This window comes from Nonomuraea sp. NPDC050783, from assembly GCF_040802095.1.
Lineage (GTDB): Bacteria > Actinomycetota > Actinomycetes > Streptosporangiales > Streptosporangiaceae > Nonomuraea.
This window is the reverse complement of record NZ_JBFAHK010000004.1, coordinates 295375-315283: the sequence shown is the minus strand read 5'-3', so window position 1 is coordinate 315283 and position 19909 is coordinate 295375. Positions and strand designations below refer to the sequence as shown.

The following is a 19909-nucleotide window of genomic DNA, read 5'->3' as shown; positions in this document are numbered from 1 at the left end:
CCGACCGGTGACGAGGGCGGGGTGGAGTGGTGAGCGTGTGGGAGGAGCTGGCGTCGGCGGCGCTCGTGGGCACCGACCGGCGGCCCTATCCAGGCGTGCTGCTGGAGGACGCCGCCGTCGAGGTGGCGCGGCGGCGGGCCGGGCGGCGGCCGGGCGAGGTGGCACCGCAGGAGGCGGCCCCCGAGGAGGAGCGCCCGGCGGTCTCCAGGCGGGCGGCCGGGCGGCTGGCGCGGATCATGAGCGGGGAGCACGAGAGGCTGCTGCCCGAGTGGCTGGCCGCCGCCGCGGCGACCGGCTGCCGGGTGCCCCCGTACGTGCTGCCCGACCTGCTCGAACGCGGCCGGCGTGACCGCTCCATCCGGGGCTTCCTCGGCGTGCTGGCCGGCCGGCGCGGCAGATGGCTGGCCGGGCACAACCCGGCGTGGTCCTACCTGCTGGAGGAGCCCACGGGCGAGACGTGGGAGCTGGGCGGCGCCGCCGACCGGCGGGCCCACCTACGGGCCCTGCGGGCCGCCGACCCCGGCCGGGCCAGGGCGCTGCTGGAGAGCACGTGGGAGCGGGAGACGCCCGACGACCGGGCCGAGTTCGTCGAGCTGCTGGCCGAAGGGCTGAGCATGGACGACGAGCCCTTCCTGGAGGCGGCGCTCGACGACCGCCGCCGCGAGGTGCGCCAGGCCGCCGCCAACCTCCTCACCCGCCTGCCCGGCTCCCGCCTGGCCCGGCGCATGGCCGATCGCGTGCGCGTGTGCGTCACCGTCGCCGGTGACGTCATCACCATCGAGGCGCCCCATGAGTGCGACAAGGCGATGGAGCGCGACGGCGTCCGCCCGAAGGCGCCCAGGGGCATCGGCGAGCGGGCCTGGTGGCTCCAGCAGCTCATCGCCCGCGCTCCGCTCGCGGTGTGGGGCCACCCGCCCGAGCGGCTGCTGGCCATGCGCATCCCCGACTGGGACGCCGACGTGAAGGCCGCCTGGGTACGCGCGGCGGTGCTGCAACGCGACCCCGGATGGGCGCGGGCGATGTTCGGCCACGACCCGATCGCCGACCTGCTGGAGTCGCTGCCGCCGGCGGAGCAGCAGGAGCTGGCGGCCCGTTTCGTCCGCGGTCACGACCTCGACAGCCAGCTCATCATGGTTCTCGGCGGCGTGTCGTCGCCGTGGAAGGAGGGCCTGGCCACGGCCGTCCTGCACAAGATCGTCAAAGTGGCCGCCACGCAGCCGTGGAACCTCGGCGAGCTGGTCAAGCTGGCCGGCGAGCACATCGACCCGGCCCTGTTCCCGCTGGCCGAGAGCTATTCACCGGTCGAGCAGATCCAGCAGGTCGCGGCCCTGCTGCGGTTCCGCGCCGACATGCACAAGGAGTTGTTGCCCGAGATGACACCCAGCGTCCCGGTCGTGCGACCGGCGAAGGAGCTTCCATGACCGTTCTGCGCCCGCACGCCGAAGACCAGTACGCCGAGGAGCTGGCCCTCCTCGCCAAGGACGACGACCGGCCCCGCCCGCCGGGCTGGCGGCTGTCGCCGTGGGCCGTCACCACGTACGTGCTGGGCGACGGCGACCGCATCACCCCCAAGTACATCGGCCCCCGCCGCATCGTCGAGGTCGCCGTCGCCACGCTCGCGACCGACCGCGCGCTGCTGCTGCTCGGCGTCCCCGGCACCGCCAAGACCTGGCTGTCGGAGCACCTCGCCGCCGCCGTCAGCGGCGACTCCACGCTGCTCGTGCAGGGCACCGCCGGCACCGCTGAGGAGGCCGTCCGCTACGGCTGGAACTACGCCCGCCTGCTGGCCGAGGGCCCCTCGATCGACGCGCTCACCCCGTCGCCCGTCATGCGGGCCATGGCGGAGGGCCGCATCGCCCGGGTCGAGGAGCTGACCCGCATGCCGTCCGACGTCCAGGACGCCCTGATCACCGTCCTGTCGGAGAAGACGCTGCCGATCCCCGAGCTCAACCGCGAGGTGCAGGCCGAGCGCGGCTTCAACGTCATCGCGACGGCCAACGACCGCGACCGCGGCGTCAACGAGCTGTCCAGCGCCCTGCGCCGCCGCTTCAACACCGTCGTGCTGCCGGTGCCGGCCACCGCCGAGGAGGAGGTCGACATCGTCGCCCGCCGCGTCACCCAGCTCGGGCGGGCGCTACAGCTCCCGGAGACGACCACGGGGCCGGCCGAGATCCGGCGGGTGGTGACGGTCTTCCGCGAGCTGCGCGCGGGCGTCACCGAGGACGGGCGTACCAAGCTCAAGTCGCCCAGCGGCACCCTGTCCACCGCCGAGGCCATCTCCGTGCTGACCAACGGCATCGCGCTGGCCGCCCACTTCGGCGACGGCGTGCTGCGCCCGGCCGACGTGGCCGCCGGCATCGTGGGGGCCGTGGTGCAGGAGCCGATCTCCGACCAGGTGGTGTGGCGCGAATACCTCGAGACGGTGGTCCGGGAGCGCTCGGACTGGCGCGACTTCTACCGAGCCTGCCGCGAGGCCACATGACCGCCGGCACGCGCGAGAAGTCGGGGTCGCGGGCCGGGGTGCTCGTCGTCGGCGACGCCGGCGTCACCGTGCTCGGGGTGCGGCATCACGGGCCGGGCTCGGCGCGGGCGGTGCGGGCCGAGCTCGAACGCCTGCGTCCCGACACCATCCTCATCGAGGGGCCGCCCGAGGCCGACGCGCTGGTCCACCTCGCCCCCGACCTCGAACCACCCGTGGCGCTGCTGGCGCACGTGCCCGGCGCGCCGGCCCGGGCCGCGTTCTGGCCGTTCGCCGGGTTCTCGCCGGAGTGGCAGGCGATCCTGTACGGGGTGTCGGCGGGGATACCGGTGCGCTTCTGCGACCTGCCGGCCGCGCACACCCTGGCCGCCGACCCCGGGAGCGAGGGCCGCGAGGGCGCGGATCCCGAGGGCGCGGATCCCGAGGGCGCGGATCCCGAGGGCGCGGACCCCGAGGGCGCGGATCGCGACGGTGAGGGCCGCGAGGGCGAGGGCTCCGAGGGCGGCGTTTCCGACCTGCGGCGCGTCGATCCCATCGGCTCGCTGGCGGCGGCGGCCGGCTATGACGACCCCGAGCGCTGGTGGGAGGACGTCGTCGAGCACCACGGGGCCGGGCACCACGACGCCCAGGTGCCCTGGTTCGAGGTGATCGCCGAGGCCATGACCGCCGTACGCGAGGGGCACGTGCCCGACGAGCGGGAGGCCAGGCGCGAGGCCCACATGCGCAAGACCATCCGCGCCGCGCTCAAGCAGGGTCACACCCGGATCGCGGTCGTCTGCGGCGCCTGGCACGTGCCCGCCCTCGCCGGCCCCCTGCCGTCCGCCGGGGCCGACAACGCGCTGCTGCGCGGCCTGCCGAGGGTGAAGGCGGAGCTGACCTGGGTGCCGTGGACGTACGGGCGGCTGGCCTCCTGGAGCGGCTACGGCGCGGGCATCACCTCGCCGGGCTGGTACCACCACCTGTTCACCGCGCCCGACCGTCCCGTGGAGCGGTGGCTGGCCGAGGCGGCGGGGGTGCTGCGCGAGGAGGGGCTGCCGGTGTCGTCGGCGCACGTCATCGAGTCCGTACGCCTGGCCGGCAGCCTCGCCGCCCTGCGCGGGCGCCCCCTGGCGGGGCTGGGCGAGGTCACCGAGGCGGCCAGGGCCGTCCTGTGCGAGGGCGACGACCTGGCGGTGGAGCTGATCCAGCGGCGGATGGTCGTCGGCGACCGGCTCGGCCGCGTCACCGACGGCACCCCGATGGTGCCGCTCCAGCGCGACCTGCGCGAGCAGCAGCGGCGGCTGCGGCTCCGGCCCGAGGCGCTCGACCGCGAGATCGACCTCGACCTGCGCAAGCCGCTCGACCTGGAGCGCAGCCATCTCCTCCACCGGCTGCGGCTGCTGGAGGTGGGCTGGGGCACGCCGGGGCAGGCGCGCGGCAAGGGCACCTTCCGGGAGACGTGGACGCTGCAGTGGCGCCCGGAGCACGATCTCGCGCTCATCGAGCACGCCGCCCTCGGCACGACGGTGGCCGCCGCGGCCACCCGGCGAGCCGTGGACCTGGCCACGACAAGCCCCCCGACCGGCCATCCGCCGGCCGGTCATCCGCCGTCCACCCACCTGGCCGGCGGTGGGGCCGGTGGTGGGGGGGAGGGGGTGGCGTTGGCGGAGTTGACGGCGCTGGTGGAGCAATGTCTGCTGGCCGACCTGCCGCAGGCGTTGCCCGCCGTGCTGGCGGCGCTGTCGGCCAGGGCGGCGCTGGACACCGACGTCACGCACCTCATGGCGGCGCTGCCCGCGATGGTCCGCGCCCACCGGTACGGCGACGTGCGCGGCACGTCGGCCGAGGGGCTGGCGGTGATCGTCCGCTCGATGCTGGACCGGATCCGGGTCGGGCTGCCGGTGGCGGTGACGGGCCTCGACGACGGCGCGGCGGCCGACCTGCTCAAGCACGTGGACGCCGTGCACGCGGCCGTCGCCCTGCTCGCCGAGACGGCCGAGGGCACGGCCCAGCGCGAGCGGTGGCTGGCCACCCTGCGCGGCCTCAGCGATCGGCAGGACCTGCACGGGCTCATCGAGGGCCGGCTGACCAGGATCCTGCTCGACTCCGGCGGGCTCGACGACGCCGGCGATCGCATGTCGCGTGCCATGTCCCGCGGGCAGGCGCCGGCGCGGGCGGCGTCCTGGGTGGAGGGGTTCCTGGCGGGCGGCGGGCTGCTGCTGGTGCACGATCCGCGGCTGCTCGCCCTGGTGGACGGCTGGCTCACGGGGCTGTCGGGCGAGCAGTTCACGGACGTGCTGCCGTTGCTGCGCCGCACGTTCGGCGGGTTCGCCGCCCCGGAGCGCCGTTCGATCGGCGAGCGCCTGCGCTCGTCCGGCCACGACCGGGCCCGGGACGAGGGCGAGGGCGCAAGCGGCGACCTGGACGACCGCCGCGCCGCCGCAGCCGTCGCCACGGTCCTGTCGATCATCGGAAGAACCGGCCAGAGCACCGGAGAGCCGGGTACGGGAGCGTCGGGTGGGGAAGGGCCGGGCGCAGGAGGGCCGGGCGCGGGAGAGCCGGGCGTGGAAGGGCCGAGTACGGAAGGGCCAGGCACGGGAGAGCCGGGCGCGGGAGCGTCGGGTGTGGAAGGGCCTGGTGTGGAAGGGGTGGGGATGTTGGGTGGGGAGGGGTCGGGATGAGTCAGGAGCGCGGTGACGAGCGGATGCGGCGGTGGCGGCTGGTGCTCGGGGGCGGGGACGCCGACGGCACCGGGTGCGGCCTTCAGGGCACCGACGCGCGGATGGACGCGGCCCTGGCCGCCGTCTACGACCGCGGTGGCGGCGGGGCGGGCGAGGCCAGGGAGGGCGGGCTCGGCGCGTCCGCGCCGCGCGTGGCCCGCTGGCTGGGCGACATCCGCACGTACTTCCCCTCCACGGTCGTCCAGGTCATGCAGCGGGACGCCATCGAGCGGCTCAATCTCACCAGGCTCCTCCTCGAACCCGAGATGCTGGAGGCCGTGGAGCCGGACGTGCATCTGGTCGGCACCCTGCTCGCCCTCAACAAGGTGATGCCCGACCAGGCCCGCGAGTCGGCGCGGGCGGTGGTCCGCGCGGTGGTGGCGGAGCTGGAGCGCCGGCTGGCCCAGAAGACGCGGGCGGCGGTGACGGGCGCGCTGGACCGCTCGGCCAGGACGCACCGGCCCAAGCGGGTGGCCGACATCGACTGGGACCGCACGATCCGGGCGAACCTGAAGAACTACCTGCCGGAGCGGAACACGGTGATCCCGTCGCGGCTGGTCGGGTACGCCCGCCGCCAGCGGGCGGTGCAGCGCGAGGTGGTGCTGTGCATCGACCAGAGCGGCTCGATGGCGGCGTCGGTGGTGTATTCGAGCGTGTTCGGGGCGGTGCTGGCCTCGATGAGGTCGCTGAAGACGTCGCTCGTGGTGTTCGACACGGCGGTGGTGGACCTCACGGACCAGCTGCACGACCCGGTGGAGCTGCTGTTCGGCACCCAGCTCGGCGGCGGCACCGACATCAACCGGGCCATCGCCTACTGCCAGGGCCTCATCTCCCGCCCGGCCGACTCGATCTTCATCCTGATCAGCGACCTGTACGAGGGCGGGGTCCGGCAGGAGATGCTGCGCCGGGTGGCGGCCATGACGCAGGCCGGCGTCCAGGTGATCGTGCTGCTGGCGCTGTCGGACGAGGGGGCGCCGTTCTACGACCACGAGAACGCCGCGGCGCTGGCGGCCATGGGGGTGCCGGCGTTCGCCTGCACCCCCGACGCCTTCCCCGGCCTGATGGCCGCCGCGATCGAGCGGCGCGACATCGGCCAGTGGGCGGAGCGCCACCTCGGCGCCTGAGCCCTCACGTCCGGCCGCCCGTGGCCGCGGGGCTCAGTGGCCGGCCTGCCGGTCGGGGCGGACGTGCCGCGGCAGCAGGTACGACAGCGCGAACGTCAGCACCAGCAGCCCGGCCTCGACCCACACCGTGACCTCCATGGAGGCCCCGAAGTCCCACTCGGCGGCGAGCAGGTTGAAGAACAGCGTCCCCAGCACGGCGGTGCCGAGCGCGCCGCCGAGCTGCTGGATCGCGGTCAGGGTGCCGGAGGCGGAGCCGGACTCGTGCGGCTCGACCCCGGCCAGCACGATGTCGAAGAACGGCGCCATGGTCAGCCCCATGCCGATCCCGACCAGCCCCAGCCCGGGGGCGAGCTGCCAGGCGGTGACGTCGAGCCCGGCGACGTGGATGGTGAGGGCGAGCGCCGCCGCGCCGGCGGTCATGACGGCGACGCCGATCTGGAGCAGCCCGCGGCCCAGCTTCTCCTGCAGCCCGGACATCGCCAGCCCGAAGCCGACCACGCCGCCGATCGCCTGCGGCAGGCCGGCCAGGCCCGCCTGGAGCGGGGTGAAGCCGAGCCCGTTCTGGGTGTAGAGGCTGAAGACCAGGCCGAAGCCCATCATGCCGGAGAAGAAGACGAGGCCGGCGACGAGCCCGCCGGTGAAGGCCCGCTTGCGGAACAGGCTGGGGGTGACCAGCGGGTCCCGGCCGGCGGCGGCGCGGCGCGTCTCGTACCGGCTGAACAGGGCGAACACCACGGCGGAGGCGGCCATGGACGCGAAGCTCCACCAGGGCCAGCCCAGCTCGCGCCCCTGGATGAGCGGGTAGATCAGCAGCAGCGCGGCCAGCGAGACCAGCCCGACGCCGCCGAGGTCGAGCCTGGTGGCGTTGGACAGGCGGTATTCAGGCAGGAAGCGCAGCCCGGCGAGCGTGGCGGCCAGGCCGAGCGGCAGGTTGATCAGGAAGATCATGCGCCAGCCGGTGCCGAAGAAGTCGGCGTCCACGAGCCAGCCGGCCAGCACCGGGCCGCCGACCGACGAGATGGTCATGACGGGCCCGAACATGCCGAACGCCTTGCCCATCTCGTGCGGCGGGAACATCTCCTTGATCAGCCCCAGCCCCTGCGGCAACATCACGGCGCCGAACAGGCCCTGCAACACCCGGCTGCCGATCAGCATCTCCGGGCTGACCGCGACGCCGCACAGCAGGGACGCCACGGTGAAGCCGGCGGCGCCGACGAGGAACATGCGCTTCCTGCCGTACAGGTCGCCGAGCCGGCCGCCGGTGATGAGGCCGACGGCCATGGCGAGGGTGTAGCCGGCGCCGAGCCACTGGACGACGCTGTCGGTGCCGCCCAGGTCCTGCTGGATGGTGGGGGCGGCGATGGCGGTGACGAGCGCGTCGAGCAGGTCCATGACCTCGGCGGCGAGGATCACGAAGAGCGCGATCCAGCGCCACCGGTAGCCCTGGACCTCGCCCGTCGCCTCTGAGGTGGTGACGGTCATCGGGGGGTCTCCTCACGTGACAAGAACGACGTTCTATCTAACGAACGCTGTTCGTTACGAACAACGTTTTAGTAGCGAACAGTGTTCGTGTCAAGTACAGTGTTCGGTATGGACAGGACGAGGACGACCGAAGGCGTGCCCGTGCCTCCCTGGCGCAAGCCACGCCGGCAGCCGCAGCCCAAACGGCAGCTCAGCCAGGACCTCATCGTCGAGACCGGGCTGCGCATCCTGGACGCCGAGGGCTTCGACGCGCTGAGCATGCGCCGCGTCGCCCAGGAGCTCGACACCGGCCCCGCCTCCCTGTACGCGCACGTGGCCAACAAGGACGAGCTGCTGGAGCTGATCTACGACCGGGTGCTGGGCGAGATCGACCTGCCCGAGCTCGACCCGTCCCGGTGGAAGGAGCAGCTGCGCGCGTACTGCGTGGAGGTGCACCGCGTGCTCGGTCGGCACACCGACGTGGCCCGGGTCGCGCTGGCCAACATCCCCACGGGGGCCAACTCCCTGCGCGCCGGCGAGTTCGTCTTCGCGCTGCTCCTCGGGGCCGGCATGCAGCCGGTGGAGGCGTCCCTCGCGATGGACCGCCTCTCGCTCTACCTCGTCGGCGACGCCTACGAGGACTCCCTGCACTGGGCGCGGATGCGGGCCGCCGGGGTCGACAGCCCCGAGGAGTACTTCGAGCGGTTCGTCTCCCAGATCACCTCCTACTACCGTGCGCTGCCCGCCGACAGCTTCCCCTACCTGCACCGGTACATCGACGAGCTGACCGCCAGCGACAACGAGGACCGCTTCAGCTACGGGCTGGAGCTGATGCTCGACGGCATCGAGGCCCGCATGCCGAAGTCCTGACCCGCCCTCCCTCTCCCTGATGTAGGTCCAAGTGCCGAGAGGTGCCTAGGCCCTGCGCCCGATGTGCCGGCCCGGGCGCCGGCCCTAGCGTGACCCGCATGACGACGACTGTTGACAGCGCGCGGAAAGGCACCCGGCCGGTGACCGGCGTGGTGTCGGCGCCCTACCGGGCCCTGAGCTTCGGGCTCGTGGCCATCGTGACCCTGCTGGCGTTCGAGGCGATGGCGGTGGCCACGGCCATGCCGGTGGTGGCCCGCGAGCTGGACGGCATGCACCTGTACAACCTGGCTTTCAGCGCCACCCTGGCGGCCAGCGTGATCGCGACCGTGCTGGGCGGGCGGTGGAGCGACCGGCGCGGGCCGCTGGAGCCGATCTCGGTCGGGGTGGTGGCGTTCGTGGCCGGGCTGCTGCTGGCGGGGTTCGCGCCGAACATGGAGGTGTTCGTCGCCGGGCGGTTCGTGCAGGGGCTCGGCGCCGGGGCCACCCAGGTCGCCCTGTACGTGCTGGTCGCCCGTGTCTACCCCGGCGCGCTGCATCCCAAGGTGTTCGCGTTGTTCTCGGCGGCCTGGGTGGTGCCGTCGATGGTGGGGCCGGCGATCGCCGGGTTCGTGGTGGAGAACGCCGACTGGCGGTGGATCTTCCTCGGCGTCTCGCTCATCGTCGTCCCGTCGGCGCTGCTGCTCTGGCGCGGCACCGCCGGCCGCGACCTCGGCAACGGCCCCGGGGCCGCCGACACCGCCGCCGACGCTGCGGGGGCCGCCACCGCCGCGGGGCCCGCGCCCCGTCTGCGCGGCAAGCTCGTCCTGGCCGCGCTGACCGCCGTGGCCGCCGCGCTCATCCAGTACGGCAGCGCGCTCGAACTGGCCGGCCTGCCCCTGCTCGTGGCCGGTGCCGTCCTGCTGGCCGCCGCCCTGCCGCGGCTGCTGCCGCGCGGCGCGCTGCGGGCCGCGCCCGGGCTGCCGGTCGCGCCCGTCCTGCGCGGCCTGGCGTTCGGCTCGCTCACCGCCGCCCAGGTGCTCATCCCCCTCATGCTCATCAACGAGCGCGGGCTCAGCGCCACCGCCGCCGGCATCGTGCTCACGATCGGCGCGCTCGGCTGGTCCACCGGGTCCTGGCTCAAGGGCCGGGGCCGGATCAGCCACCTGCTGGCCATCCGCGGCGGCGCCGCCATGCTCACCACCGGGCTGGCGCTGGTGACGCTCGTGCTGGTGGACGCGGTGCCGCTCGTGCTCGCGCACGTGGCCATGGCCGTCGCCGGGCTCGGCATCGGCATGCTGCACCCGACGGTGTCCGTGCTGGTGCTGGAGATGTCCGAGCCGGGTGAGGAAGGCCAGAACAGCGCGGCCGTCGGCGTCGGCGAGTCGGTCTTCACCGTGGTGGCCGTGGCGGCCAGCGGCGCCCTGTTCACCGCCACCGGCGGGAGCTACGCGGTGGGCCTGCTCACCAGCGTGGCGCTGGCGGCTCTGGCGTTCGTGCTGGCCCCGCGTTTGGTCCGTTCCCGGACAGCAGGCACTATGGAGGGAACCGCGCCATAAAAGGGGGGTACATGCCGCGAGTGCGTGAGCTGGAGGTCTTCCGGCTGGTCCTGCCGTACGGCAAGAGGTCGGAGACCCTGCTCGTCAAGCTCACCGACCACGGCGGCATGACCGGGTGGGGCGAAGCGCCCTGCCCGCAGCCGAAGATCTGGTCGAAGCTGGAGGAGACGCTGGCCGCCCTGCTCATCGGCGTCGACTGGGAGCACCCCGACGCCGTGCCGAGCGGCGACCCGGCGGTGGACATGGCCTGCTGGGACCTGTGGACCAGGATGCGCGGCGTGCCGCTCGCCGAGGCGATCGGCGGCACCCGCACCTCGCTCATGGCCACCGTGCGCCTGTCGCCCGACCCGTCGCCCGAGAGCCTGGTCAGCCGGGTCAACCAGCAGGTCTGCGCCGGGTACGGGCACGTCACGCTGGACGTGCGGCCCGGCTGGGACGTCGAGCCGGTACGGGCGGTGCGGGCCGCGTACCCGGCGCTGACCCTGGCCGTCGACTGCGGCAACGCCTACACCGACCAGGGCCAGCTCGTCGCCCTCGACTCCTACGGCCTGGAGGTCATCGAGCGGCCCTTCGCCACCGGCGACGTCCACGCCCACGCCAGCCTCCAGGACCAGGTGTCGGCCTCGGTGGCCGTCGAGGTCGCCTCGACCGCCGAGCTGGACGACTACCTGACCCTGCGGGCCGCGCGGGTGCTGCTGCTGCGGCCCACCGCGTTCCCGTCCCTGACCGAGGCCCGCCGCGCCCACGACCGGGCGGCGGCGGCCGGCTGGGACATCCAGTGCGCGGGCGGCCAGGGAGCCGGCCTGGCCAGGGCGGCGACCGTCGCCGTCGCCAGCCTGCCCGGCTGCACGCTGCCCTGTGACGTCACCCAGCCGCCCCGCCAGAACCAGATCGTCACCCCGATCGTGGGCGCGAACGAGGGGGTCATCGCGGTCCCGCTGACGCAGTCCGGGCTCGGCCACGACATCGACGAGAGCCGGCTGCGCAGGCTGTCGAAGGAGTCGTTCCACGCCTGAGCCGCCGCGGCCCGCCCTCCGGGGCCCGGGCCGCGGCGCCGGGCGGGCGCTCGTGGTGGGCGCCGGGCAGCCGGGTGCGCTACGAGGTGGCCGACCTGCTGGACCCGCCGCGGGCGTGGTGGCGGGCGTACGACCTGGTGGTGGAGATCATGACGGTGCCCGCGCCGCCGTGGCCGCTGACCCCGTCCGAGATCGCGGCGTTCGCGGTGGACGGGCTGGAGCCGGTCGCCGTCGAGGAGCTGCGGCACGGGGGCGCCACCGCTGGCGCGCCACCTTCCACCGCCCCGCCTGACCCTCACAGGAGGGGCAGGCCGCTCCTGTGCAGGTTGAGGCTGTTCGTGAGCGCGCCGGTAAGGATGTCCGGCATGCCGTGGAAGCGTCGGCCGACCGAGATGAGGGAGTCCCGCAGGCCGTGCGCGTAACCGACCGTCCCGTCGTCGGCCGGCGCCAGCACGGTCGATGCCAGCGCGGTCGATGCCTGCGCGGTCGATGCCTGCGCGGTCGATGCCTGCGCGGTCGATGCCTGCGCGGTCGATGCCTGCGCGGCGGGCGCCAGGGCGGCGAGGGAGAGCGCGGTCAGCGGCAGCGCGGTCAGCGGCAGCGCGGTCAGTGACAGGGCGGTCAGCGGCAGGGCGGTCAGCGGCAGGGCGGTCAGTGATCGCGCGGTCAGTGACAGGGCGGTGGCGAGCGGGCGGGCGCGGCGGCGGTGCGGCATGGCGGCCTCCAGACGGACGGACGGACGGATGCGTCGGCTTCGTCCAGGACATCACCCCCTGCCCGGAATTCCCGCCCGCCGTCCCGGCACCAGGCCGGTTCTTTACCGTCCGGCCCGCCGGACAGCCCGCCGGACAGCCCGCCGGACGGCCTGCTGGACGGCCCCCGCTGGACGGCCCGCGCGCCGGGGTCAGGGGGTCGCCAGGGCGGCTTCGAGCAGCAGGGAGCCGGCGCCGAGCAGGGCGGCGTCGCGGCCGGCGCGGGCCGGGGCGATCTCCAGGTCCCTGGTGGCCAGCGGCAGGCAGCGCTCCCAGACGGCGGCCCGGATCGAGGTGATCAGCGGCTCGGCGGCCGACAGACTGCCGCCCACGGCCACCACGTCCGGGTTGAAGAAGTTGACCAGGACGGTGAGCACCTCGCCGATCCTGCGGCCGGCGTTGCGTACCAGGCTGGTGGCCTCCGGGACGGCGTCGTGCACCAGCCCCACGATGTCGGCCGGCCGCTCCACCGCGATCCCGGCCTCGGCCAGCGCGGCGGTGAGCGCGGCCCCGCTGGCGTACGCCTCCAGGCAGTCGGGGTGGCCGCAGGCGCAGATGACCGAGGAGTCGGAGCTGACCCGCACGTGGCTGATGTCGCCGGCCGCGCCGCGCCCGCGGTGCAGCCGGCCGTTGACGATCACGCCGCATCCTATGCCGGTGCCGGCCTTGACGACCATGAGGTTCTGGCGGTCGGGCCACCAGCGGGCCTCGCCGGCGGCCATGAGGTTGGCGTCGTTCTCGACGAGGATGGGCAGGTCGTAGCGGGCGGCGAGGTGGTCGGCCACCGGGAAGCCGTTCCAGCCGGGCATGCGGGACGGCGTGACGACGCGCAGCGTGGCCGGGTCCACCGGCCCGGGGACGCCGGTGCCGATCCCGCGCAGCGGCACCGACCGCGGCACGTGCTCGGCCAGCAGCTCGTCGAAGGCGTCGGCCACGCGGTCGAGCGTGGCCTGCGGCCCGTCGGCGATGTCGCAGGGCCGCTCCTCGATGACGAGCGGCGTGCCGCTGAGGTCCACCAGCCCGAGCCGCGCGTGGTGGGCGCCCAGGTCGGCGACGGCCAGCACGCCCGCCGTCGGGGCCAGCCGCAGCCGGCGCGGCCGGCGCCCGCCGCGCGAGGTGCCCGAACCCTCCTCGGCCAGGAGCCCGGCGTCGATGAGCTCCTCCACGCGCAGCGACACGCTGGAGGCGGCCAGGCCGGATAAGCGGGACAGCTCGGCACGCGACTCGGCCTTGCCGGTGGCGACGAGTCGCAGCAGGTCGCCGTGTGCCCCCTGCACGGGCAGCCGCTGGTTCATGGGAGATACCTACCACGCCAGCACTTCGGCCGACAACGTGTTGACTTGCTCCGAAATCACCCACTACGGTCCCCCTTATCTTCGAAATCGAAGGAAGTGACCGTTCATGAAGAGGTTTGTCGCCCTCGCCGCTGTCGCCTTTTTAGGGCTCGCGGGCTGTGGCGAGTCGAGCAGCCCCGCCGTGCCGGCGGTGCCGGGTGAGAGCACCCAGGCGAAGGCCGGCGCGCTGGCCAAGGCGCCCGTCGCGGACGCCGCCGACATCCTGCCCGGCTCCACCATGGAGAAGATCAAGCAGCGCGGCGAGCTCCTCGTGGGCGGCTCGCTGGACGCGCCCCTGCTGTCGCAGCAGAACCCGGTGAGCGGCGAGGTCGAGGGCTTCGACGCCGACATGGGCAAGGCTCTGGCCACGTACATCCTGGGCGAGCCCAAGGTCAAGATCGTCAACTCGGCGTCGGAGACCCGCGAGGCGCTGCTGGCCAACGGCACCGTGGACGTCGTCTTCCAGACGTACACGATCACCGAGGAGCGGGCGAAGCAGGTGGCGTTCGCCGGGCCGTACTACACCTCCGGCCTGACGATCGCGGTGAAGAAGGGCACGACCGGCATCACCAAGCCCGAGGACCTCAACGGCAAGAAGGTGCTGGCCGGCGCGAACACCCCCGCCATCCCGGCGATCAAGAAGCTGGCGCCGCAGGCGGAGATCATCACGTTCGGCAGCGACCCCGAGTGCGTCCAGGCGCTCAAGCAGGACCGCGGCGTCGCCTACGTCCAGGACGAGACGATCCTCATCGCCGACGCCAAGAAGGACCCGTCGATCGAGATCGTGACCAAGCCGTTCACCAGCGACCCGTACGGCATCGGTCTCAAGCACGGTGACGAGCAGTTCAAGACGTTCGTCAACGGCTGGCTGAAGAAGATGCAGGACGCCGGAGCCTGGCAGGAGATCTGGAAGAACTCCATCGGCACCGTGGTGACCGGCGACGCCCCGGCGCCGCCGCGGATCGGCTCCGTGCCGGGGTCCTGATGTCCGTCCTCCTCGATCACCTGCCCGAGCTGTGGCAAGGGCTGATCGTGACGTTCCAGCTCACCGCCGCGTCCTTCGCGGGCGCGGCGGTGCTGGGCGTCCTGGTCTGCGCCATGCGCGTGGCCCCGGTGACGGTGCTGCGCGCCCTCGGCACCGCCTACGTCGAGACGCTGCAGAACCTGCCGCTGCTGGTGCTGCTGGTGCTGGCCTTCTTCGGCCTGCCCGAGATCGGCCTCAAGGCCGAGCCGCTGGTGACGGCCGTCGTGGTGATCGCCGTGTACGAGGCCGCCTACATCGCCGAGGCGCTGCGCTCGGGCGTGAACTCGGTGGCCAAGGGGCAGGGCGAGGCGGCGCGGGCGATCGGGCTGACGTTCGGCCAGTCGCTGCGGCACGTGGTGCTCCCGCAGGCGCTGCGGACCGTCGTGCAGCCGATCGGCAACATCTTCATCGCGACCACCATGAACACCGCCCTGGCCGCGGCCGTCGGCGTCGTGGACCTGACCGCGGCCGCCAACCGGGTGAACCTGGTCGAGGCCCAGCCCATCCCGATCTTCGTCGGGGCGGGCATCGCGTACGGGCTGATCGCCGCCGCGGCCGGTCTCGTCACCGGGCGGCTGGAGCGGCGGCTGGTGATCCTGCGATGAGCGCCCCGGTGAGCAGCACCGTCCTGTTCGACGAGCCCGGGCCGCGGGCACGCCGCCGCATCCGCGTGGCGACCGTGCTGGGCGCGCTGGCCGCGCTCGCCCTGGCCGCCCTCGCCGTGCGGCAGTTCGCCGCCAACGGCCAGCTCGACGCCGCCCGCTGGCAGCCGTACGCGACCTGGCCCATGTGGCGGTACCTGCTGGACGGGCTGTGGTCCACGTTCCTGGCGGCCGTCGTCGCGGCGGCGCTGTCCATGACGCTCGGGGTGGCCCTGGCGCTGGGCCGGCTGTCGGCCTCGCCCTGGGTGCGCCGCCCGGCCGCCGCCTACGTCGAGGTGGTCCGGGTGGTCCCGGCGCTGCTGCTGGTGTACGTGGTGCTGTTCGCGCTGCCGCGCTACGGGCTGGACCTGCCGCTGTTCTGGAAGCTGGTCGTGCCGCTGACCGTGTCCAACGCGGCCGCGTACGCGGAGATCTTCCGCGCCGGCATCACCTCGGTCGAACGCGGCCAGACGGAGGCGGGCCTGGCGATCGGCCTCACCCTGCGGCGGACGATGTGGCTGATCGTGTTGCCGCAGGCGGCCCGCCGGGTGCTGCCCTCGCTGGTCAGCCAGTCGGTCGGCCTGCTCAAGGACACCTCGCTCGGCTTCGTCGTCAGCTACGGCGAGCTGCTCTACAGCGGCAAGGTGCTGGCCGCCTACAACGGCCTGCTCATCCAGACGTACCTGGTGGTCGCGCTGATCTACCTGGTGGTCAACGCGTCCCTGTCCAAGCTGGCCCGCGTCCTGGAGGCCCGCCAGCGCACCGCTCTGAAGAGGAGGACCGCACGTGCCGCCACTGCCACCACCATCACCGGCACCGTCGCCTGATGCCGGGCTCGCCGTGCTGGCCGAGGTGATCCGGTCGGACTTCGTGGAGAGCGTCCACTACGGCAGCGCCGTCGGGCTCGGCCCGTCGGGGCGGGCGGAGGTGGCGCTGGGCCGGCCCGAGGCGCCGGTGCTGCCGCGCTCGTCCGCCAAGCCGTTCCAGGCCCTGGCCTGCCTGACGTCCGGCGCCGCCCTCGCCGGCCCGCGGCTGGCGATCGCCGCGGGCAGCCACACCGGCGAGGACTTCCACGTGCGCCTCGTCCGCGAGCTGCTCGCCGACTACGGCCTGGACACCGGCGCGCTGGGCTGCCCGCCGTCCTGGCCCGAGGACCGCGCCACGGCGGAGCGGCTGATCCGGGAGGGCGCGGGGGAGTCGCGCGAGCGCATGAACTGCTCCGGCAAGCACGCCGCCATGCTCGCCGCCTGCGTCGCCAACGACTGGCCCGTCACCTCCTACCTGTCCCCGGGCCACCCGCTCCAACAGCGGGTGCGCGCGGCCACCGAGGAGCTGGCGGGGGAGAAGGCCGCCCACGTCGCGGTGGACGGCTGCGGCGCGCCCCTGTTCGGGCTGTCCCTGACCGGCCTGGCCCGCGCCGTGCAGGCCCTGGTCCTGGCCGAGCCGGGCAGCGGAGCGCGCCAGGTGGCCGACGCGATGCGCGAGCACCCCGAGTACGTCGGCGGCACCGGCCACCAGAACACCGACCTCATGCGGGCCCTGCCGGGCACCGTGGTCAAGGGCGGGGCGGAGGGCGTGCTGGTGGCGGCGACCGCGTCGGGGCACGCGGTGGCGGTCAAGGTCATCGACGGCAGCCCGCGCGCGACCACGGCGATCGCGCTGGCGGTGCTGCGGCGGATGGGCTGCGACGTCGCGCCGGCGGAGGGCTTCGAGCGGGTGGACGTGCTGGGCGGCGGCGTCCCGGTGGGCCGGATCGCCGCGACGGTGTGACCAGGAGCCGCCCGGGACCGGTGGCCTCGCGCCCGGGACCGGTGGCCCCGCGCCCGGTGGCGCGGCGACCGGTGGCCCCGCGACCGGTGGCGTGGTGTCCGGGACCGGTGGCCCCGCGACCGGTGGCGCGGCGGCTCAGGGAGTGACGGCGTCCCCGGTACCCGCCGCCAGGAGCCGGGCCACGTACGCGTGGGAGGGCGGCCCGCAGCGGGCGAACACCTCGCCGACGGCGGCGTGCAGCTCGGGCAGGGCCCAGTCGGCCGGCAGCAGCTCGGCCGGCAGGGGCGGCACCCGTACCGTGTCCACCAGCGCGCCGCCGAGCAGCCGGACGTAGGCGGCCAGCGTCGCGCCGTCCGGCTCCGGGGGCGCCGACCAGCCCCGGACGGCGGCGCGCAGCCGGGCGGCGTGCTCGCGGAAGCGGCCGTTCAGCTCGGCCAGGTCCCACGCGCGGTAGGCGACCTCGGCGGCGTCCGCCACCGGCAGCCCCACGTGCCCGTGATAGACCGTCCCCGCCGGGGGCGGATCGCCCAGCTCGGCGACCAGCAGGGCCCGGCGGTCGGTCGGCGAGATCAGCACGCCCGGCTGCATGAGCCCGTAACGGGCGAGCGTGGCGGCACGCCGCAACCGGTCGCGGTAGGCGCGCTGCGCCTCGGGAACGGTGTAGAAGACCGCGTGGAAGCGGCCCTCCCAGGCGGGCGGCGGGCCGGGCTGCCGGTCCCGGGCGCGCCGGAAGTCGGCCAGGAAGCCGCCCGCGAGCCGGTAGTCGGCGCCCCTGCCGCGCGGCGTGGCGGCGAGCAGCCCGTCGCGGCGCATCCTGGCGATCAGCGAGCGCGCCGCGCCCTCGCTCAGCCCCAGGTCCGTGAGCAGCCGCACCAGGACGACGCCGGGCAGCTCCTCGCGCCGCGCCACTCCGTACAGGAACGGGACGAGAGCGGTATGGGGCCCTCGCGAGGCATGGGCGGGACCCGCCGGACCTGTTACGCTCTTGCTCACGATCGTGAGTCTATACGACACATGAAGGGCGGGCCGCATGACGGAACCGGCAGAAACGCAGGCTCAGCGCGGCAAGGACGGCGGCGGGGGCCCGTCGATGCTGCTCAACCTCCTCCCTTCGATCCTGTTCGGCGTGGTCCTGCCGTTCGTCACCTACGGGATGCTGACCGACCGCGGCCACGCGCCGGTGACCGCGCTGCTGCTGTCGTCGTTGTGGCCGGTCGCCGACCTGGTCCTGTACCTCGCGATCAAGCGGCGGGTGGACGAGTTCGGGCTGATGATGCTGGTCCTGCTGCTGCTCGGCGCGCTGAGCGCGGTCGCGTACAACACCACCGAGCTGTTCTTCGTCAAGGACTCGGCGATCACCGGGCTGCTGGGGCTGACGTTCCTGGGCAGCCTCGCGCTGTCCCGGCCGATCATGTTCTACCTGGGGCGCAAGTTCGCCACCGACGGCACGCCCGAGAGCCTGGCCTACTGGAACGGGCTCTGGCGGTACCCGGGCTTCCGCCGCACCCAGTACCTGCTGACGACGGTGTGGGGGGTGGCCTTCCTGCTGGAGGCGGCCGTGCGCGTCCCGCTGGCGTACGTGCTGCCGACGCAGACGATGCTGCTGGTCAGCAACGTGCTGCCGATCGTGGTGGTGGCGGCGCTCGTGACCTGGACGATCTTCATGGCGAGACGCGGCCGCGCCCGCTCCGCCGCCGCCCAAGCGGCCGCCCCGGCGCCGGGGTCAGGGGTCGGGTGATCCGGCCAGCCGCTCGGCGGCCGTGTGCCCGGCGCCCGTGGTGCGCCGGAGGAAGCCGGCGATCAGTGTGAGCTGCTCGTCGGTGTAGTCCTCGCAGAGCCGGTCCATCTCGGCGTTCATCCCGGCGAAGAGGCGGAACAGCTCCTGGTTGCGCTCGCGGCGCGCCCGGACGGTGACGGCGCGACGGTCGGGGCCGTCCGGGTCGCGTTCACGGACGATCCAGCCGGCGCGCTGGAGCCGGTCGAGCACCCCGGTCACGGTCGCCGGGTGCAGCCCGGCCCGCCGCGCCAGGGTGCTGGGGCTGAGCGGGCCGTGCAGGTTGATGAGGTCGAGGCAGCTCCAGTCCACGTCCTTGAGCTCGGCCTTCGTGCCGAACTGGCGGTTCAGCAGGGAGAGCTGGAGGTTCAGGTCGCGCAGGGCGGCCTTGACCTCCCTGGTCAGCCGCCTCCGATTCGCTACGGAATCCATATGGTATGACTCTCATATTAGATGCTACGGTTCTCATATGATATGCCGATCAAGCATCACTGGGGGAGTCCTGTCATGATCCTGGTCACCGGAGCCGCAGGGCTCGTCGGACGCCCCCTCGTCGACCTGCTCCTGCGGCGGGGCGCCAAGGTGCGGGCGGTCACCCGCGACCCGCTGGCCGCCGCCCTGCCCGCCGAGGCCGAGGTCGTGGCCGGCGACCCGTCCCGCCCCGGCACCCTGGCCGGCGCCCTCGACGGGGTCACCGCCGTGTTCCTCAACCCGCGCGCCCTCGGCCGCTCGCCCGACCCGCGGATCGTCGCCGAGGCCGCCGCCACGCTGCTGCGCATGGCCCGCGACCGGGGCGCGACCCGGGTGGTCGCCATGTCCGCGCTCAACGTGGACCACGACCTGTCCGAGCAGCCGTCACGGCTCGCCCACGACTACAACAAGGAGGTGGAGGCCGCCGCCGTCGCCTCCGGCCTGGAGTGGGCCGCCCTGCGCTCCGGCTACTACGCCTGCAACACCGTCCCCTCGTGGGCGCCGCAGATCCGGGCCGGAGACGTCGTGCGCAGCGCTCACGCTGCGGCGTCCTGGGCCCCGCTGCACGAGCGCGACCTCGCCGAGGTCGCCGCCCACGCCCTGGTCACCGGCGAGCTCGCCGGACGCCGGCCGGTGCTGACCGGGCCGCGCTCGCTCACCCAGGAGGAGATGGTCACGATCATCGGGACGGCGATCGGCAGGCCGCTGCGCTTCGAGGAGATCGCGCCGGAGGCGGCCGTCGAGGGCATGGTCCGCGGCGGCGTGCCCCGGGCGTCGGCCGAGGGCTTCATGGCGCTGCAGGGGCGGTCGTACCTCCAGCACGGCCTGGTCTCGGGCGAAGTGGAGCGCGTTCTCGGCCGCCTCGGGCTCGGCTTCGAGGAGTGGGCGCGGGAGCACGCCGCGGCGTTCTCCGGCTGAGGCGCCCGGGGCCGGCGGACGCCGGCCCGGCAACCTGGCCG

General features: G+C 74.2%; 19 protein-coding genes. 13 read left to right on the top strand and 6 right to left on the bottom strand.

Annotated elements, in window-relative coordinates; genetic code table 11:
* The first annotated feature begins 29 nt into the window (after nt 1-29).
* From AB0H75_RS12815 to AB0H75_RS12800, 4 genes are read left to right on the top strand one after another with little or no spacing between them, the layout of a single operon-like run.
* Complete coding sequence (locus AB0H75_RS12815; RefSeq protein WP_367795023.1) at nt 30-1421, top strand: DUF5691 domain-containing protein; 1392 nt, start codon at nt 30-32, stop codon at nt 1419-1421.
* Nucleotides 1418-2482 (top strand): AAA family ATPase, encoded by a 1065-nt coding sequence (locus AB0H75_RS12810; protein WP_367795020.1) that lies wholly within the window; start codon nt 1418-1420, stop codon nt 2480-2482. Before AB0H75_RS12815 ends, AB0H75_RS12810 begins: the two co-directional genes overlap by 4 nt.
* Complete coding sequence (locus AB0H75_RS12805; protein ID WP_367795017.1) at nt 2479-5139, top strand: DUF5682 family protein; 2661 nt, start codon at nt 2479-2481, stop codon at nt 5137-5139. The genes AB0H75_RS12810 and AB0H75_RS12805 overlap by 4 nt, the downstream gene beginning before the upstream one ends.
* The gene (locus AB0H75_RS12800; protein WP_367795014.1) at nt 5136-6302 is read left to right on the top strand and encodes a VWA domain-containing protein; all 1167 of its coding nucleotides are present in this window, start codon (nt 5136-5138) and stop codon (nt 6300-6302) included. The genes AB0H75_RS12805 and AB0H75_RS12800 overlap by 4 nt, the downstream gene beginning before the upstream one ends.
* Nucleotides 6303-6335: 33 nt before the next feature.
* On the opposite strand, the gene AB0H75_RS12795 is transcribed toward AB0H75_RS12800, so the two are convergent.
* The gene (locus tag AB0H75_RS12795) at nt 6336-7784 is read right to left on the bottom strand and encodes an MFS transporter (protein WP_367795011.1); all 1449 of its coding nucleotides are present in this window, start codon (nt 7782-7784) and stop codon (nt 6336-6338) included.
* A 108-nt stretch (nt 7785-7892) separates the two neighbouring features.
* Here AB0H75_RS12795 and AB0H75_RS12790 point away from each other — a divergent pair, with 108 nt between their 5' ends.
* The 3 genes from AB0H75_RS12790 to AB0H75_RS12780 all read left to right on the top strand — a co-directional run bounded on the left by AB0H75_RS12790 (nt 7893) and on the right by AB0H75_RS12780 (nt 11184).
* On the top strand, nt 7893-8633 hold the full coding sequence (locus AB0H75_RS12790; RefSeq protein ID WP_367795009.1) for a TetR/AcrR family transcriptional regulator: 741 nt from the start codon (nt 7893-7895) through the stop codon (nt 8631-8633).
* A 98-nt stretch (nt 8634-8731) separates the two neighbouring features.
* Complete coding sequence (locus tag AB0H75_RS12785) at nt 8732-10168, top strand: MFS transporter (RefSeq protein WP_367795007.1); 1437 nt, start codon at nt 8732-8734, stop codon at nt 10166-10168.
* An 11-nt stretch (nt 10169-10179) separates the two neighbouring features.
* Nucleotides 10180-11184 carry an enolase C-terminal domain-like protein gene (locus tag AB0H75_RS12780; protein WP_367795005.1) on the top strand — a complete coding sequence of 335 codons (1005 nt, stop codon included), beginning with the start codon at nt 10180-10182 and terminating at the stop codon, nt 11182-11184.
* 79 nt (nt 11185-11263) lie between these two features.
* Here the strand turns inward: AB0H75_RS12780 and AB0H75_RS12775 are convergent, their stop codons facing one another.
* The 3 genes from AB0H75_RS12775 to AB0H75_RS12765 form a co-directional block, all read right to left on the bottom strand.
* Entirely contained in the window at nt 11264-11443 is a 180-nt protein-coding gene (locus tag AB0H75_RS12775; protein WP_367795003.1) for a hypothetical protein, read from the bottom strand.
* Between the two features lie 36 nt (nt 11444-11479).
* The gene (locus AB0H75_RS12770; protein ID WP_367795001.1) at nt 11480-11899 is read right to left on the bottom strand and encodes a hypothetical protein; all 420 of its coding nucleotides are present in this window, start codon (nt 11897-11899) and stop codon (nt 11480-11482) included.
* A gap of 189 nt (nt 11900-12088) precedes the next feature.
* Entirely contained in the window at nt 12089-13231 is a 1143-nt protein-coding gene (locus AB0H75_RS12765) for an ROK family transcriptional regulator (protein ID WP_367794999.1), read from the bottom strand.
* Nucleotides 13232-13337: 106 nt separating this feature from the next.
* On the opposite strand from AB0H75_RS12765, the gene AB0H75_RS12760 reads away from it, so the two are divergent.
* Genes AB0H75_RS12760 through AB0H75_RS12745 form a run of 4 tightly spaced genes read left to right on the top strand, consistent with a single transcriptional unit; the run spans nt 13338 to nt 16705 of the window.
* Entirely contained in the window at nt 13338-14255 is a 918-nt protein-coding gene (locus AB0H75_RS12760) for a glutamate ABC transporter substrate-binding protein (protein WP_367794997.1), read from the top strand.
* Nucleotides 14255-14899: an amino acid ABC transporter permease gene (locus tag AB0H75_RS12755; RefSeq protein WP_367794996.1), complete on the top strand. Its 645-nt coding sequence runs from the start codon at nt 14255-14257 to the stop codon at nt 14897-14899. The genes AB0H75_RS12760 and AB0H75_RS12755 overlap by 1 nt, the downstream gene beginning before the upstream one ends.
* Before the next feature lie 8 nt (nt 14900-14907).
* Nucleotides 14908-15762 carry an amino acid ABC transporter permease gene (locus AB0H75_RS12750; protein ID WP_367794994.1) on the top strand — a complete coding sequence of 285 codons (855 nt, stop codon included), beginning with the start codon at nt 14908-14910 and terminating at the stop codon, nt 15760-15762.
* A complete protein-coding gene (locus AB0H75_RS12745) occupies nt 15722-16705 on the top strand; it encodes an asparaginase (protein WP_367794992.1) in 984 nt (327 codons plus the stop codon). The genes AB0H75_RS12750 and AB0H75_RS12745 overlap by 41 nt, the downstream gene beginning before the upstream one ends.
* 135 nt (nt 16706-16840) lie before the next feature.
* On the opposite strand, the gene AB0H75_RS12740 is transcribed toward AB0H75_RS12745, so the two are convergent.
* Nucleotides 16841-17698: a PaaX family transcriptional regulator C-terminal domain-containing protein gene (locus AB0H75_RS12740; RefSeq protein WP_367794989.1), complete on the bottom strand. Its 858-nt coding sequence runs from the start codon at nt 17696-17698 to the stop codon at nt 16841-16843.
* Between the two features lie 37 nt (nt 17699-17735).
* Here AB0H75_RS12740 and AB0H75_RS12735 point away from each other — a divergent pair, with 37 nt between their 5' ends.
* Nucleotides 17736-18443 carry a VC0807 family protein gene (locus AB0H75_RS12735; protein WP_367794986.1) on the top strand — a complete coding sequence of 236 codons (708 nt, stop codon included), beginning with the start codon at nt 17736-17738 and terminating at the stop codon, nt 18441-18443.
* Here AB0H75_RS12735 and AB0H75_RS12730 read toward each other — a convergent pair.
* The gene (locus AB0H75_RS12730) at nt 18429-18911 is read right to left on the bottom strand and encodes a MarR family transcriptional regulator (protein ID WP_367794984.1); all 483 of its coding nucleotides are present in this window, start codon (nt 18909-18911) and stop codon (nt 18429-18431) included. The two genes, AB0H75_RS12735 and AB0H75_RS12730, sit on opposite strands and share 15 nt — an antisense overlap.
* A gap of 75 nt (nt 18912-18986) precedes the next feature.
* Here AB0H75_RS12730 and AB0H75_RS12725 point away from each other — a divergent pair, with 75 nt between their 5' ends.
* Nucleotides 18987-19868 (top strand): SDR family oxidoreductase, encoded by an 882-nt coding sequence (locus tag AB0H75_RS12725; protein WP_367794981.1) that lies wholly within the window; start codon nt 18987-18989, stop codon nt 19866-19868.
* Nucleotides 19869-19909 lie beyond the last annotated feature (41 nt).

Excerpts from the sequence above, each read along its gene's own strand:
- AB0H75_RS12770 (WP_367795001.1), bottom strand. The coding sequence starts at position 11,899 with ATGCCGCACCGCCGCCGCGCCCGCCCGCTCGCCACCGCCCTGTCACTG.
- AB0H75_RS12790 (WP_367795009.1), top strand. The coding sequence starts at position 7,893 with ATGGACAGGACGAGGACGACCGAAGGCGTGCCCGTGCCTCCCTGGCGC.
- AB0H75_RS12785 (WP_367795007.1), top strand. The coding sequence starts at position 8,732 with ATGACGACGACTGTTGACAGCGCGCGGAAAGGCACCCGGCCGGTGACC.
- AB0H75_RS12765 (WP_367794999.1), bottom strand. The coding sequence starts at position 13,231 with ATGAACCAGCGGCTGCCCGTGCAGGGGGCACACGGCGACCTGCTGCGA.
- AB0H75_RS12755 (WP_367794996.1), top strand. The coding sequence starts at position 14,255 with ATGTCCGTCCTCCTCGATCACCTGCCCGAGCTGTGGCAAGGGCTGATC.
- AB0H75_RS12805 (WP_367795017.1), top strand. The coding sequence starts at position 2,479 with ATGACCGCCGGCACGCGCGAGAAGTCGGGGTCGCGGGCCGGGGTGCTC.
- AB0H75_RS12760 (WP_367794997.1), top strand. The coding sequence starts at position 13,338 with ATGAAGAGGTTTGTCGCCCTCGCCGCTGTCGCCTTTTTAGGGCTCGCG.
- AB0H75_RS12735 (WP_367794986.1), top strand. The coding sequence starts at position 17,736 with ATGACGGAACCGGCAGAAACGCAGGCTCAGCGCGGCAAGGACGGCGGC.
- AB0H75_RS12800 (WP_367795014.1), top strand. The coding sequence starts at position 5,136 with ATGAGTCAGGAGCGCGGTGACGAGCGGATGCGGCGGTGGCGGCTGGTG.
- AB0H75_RS12730 (WP_367794984.1), bottom strand. The coding sequence starts at position 18,911 with ATGGATTCCGTAGCGAATCGGAGGCGGCTGACCAGGGAGGTCAAGGCC.
- AB0H75_RS12725 (WP_367794981.1), top strand. The coding sequence starts at position 18,987 with ATGATCCTGGTCACCGGAGCCGCAGGGCTCGTCGGACGCCCCCTCGTC.
- AB0H75_RS12780 (WP_367795005.1), top strand. The coding sequence starts at position 10,180 with ATGCCGCGAGTGCGTGAGCTGGAGGTCTTCCGGCTGGTCCTGCCGTAC.
- AB0H75_RS12795 (WP_367795011.1), bottom strand. The coding sequence starts at position 7,784 with ATGACCGTCACCACCTCAGAGGCGACGGGCGAGGTCCAGGGCTACCGG.
- AB0H75_RS12810 (WP_367795020.1), top strand. The coding sequence starts at position 1,418 with ATGACCGTTCTGCGCCCGCACGCCGAAGACCAGTACGCCGAGGAGCTG.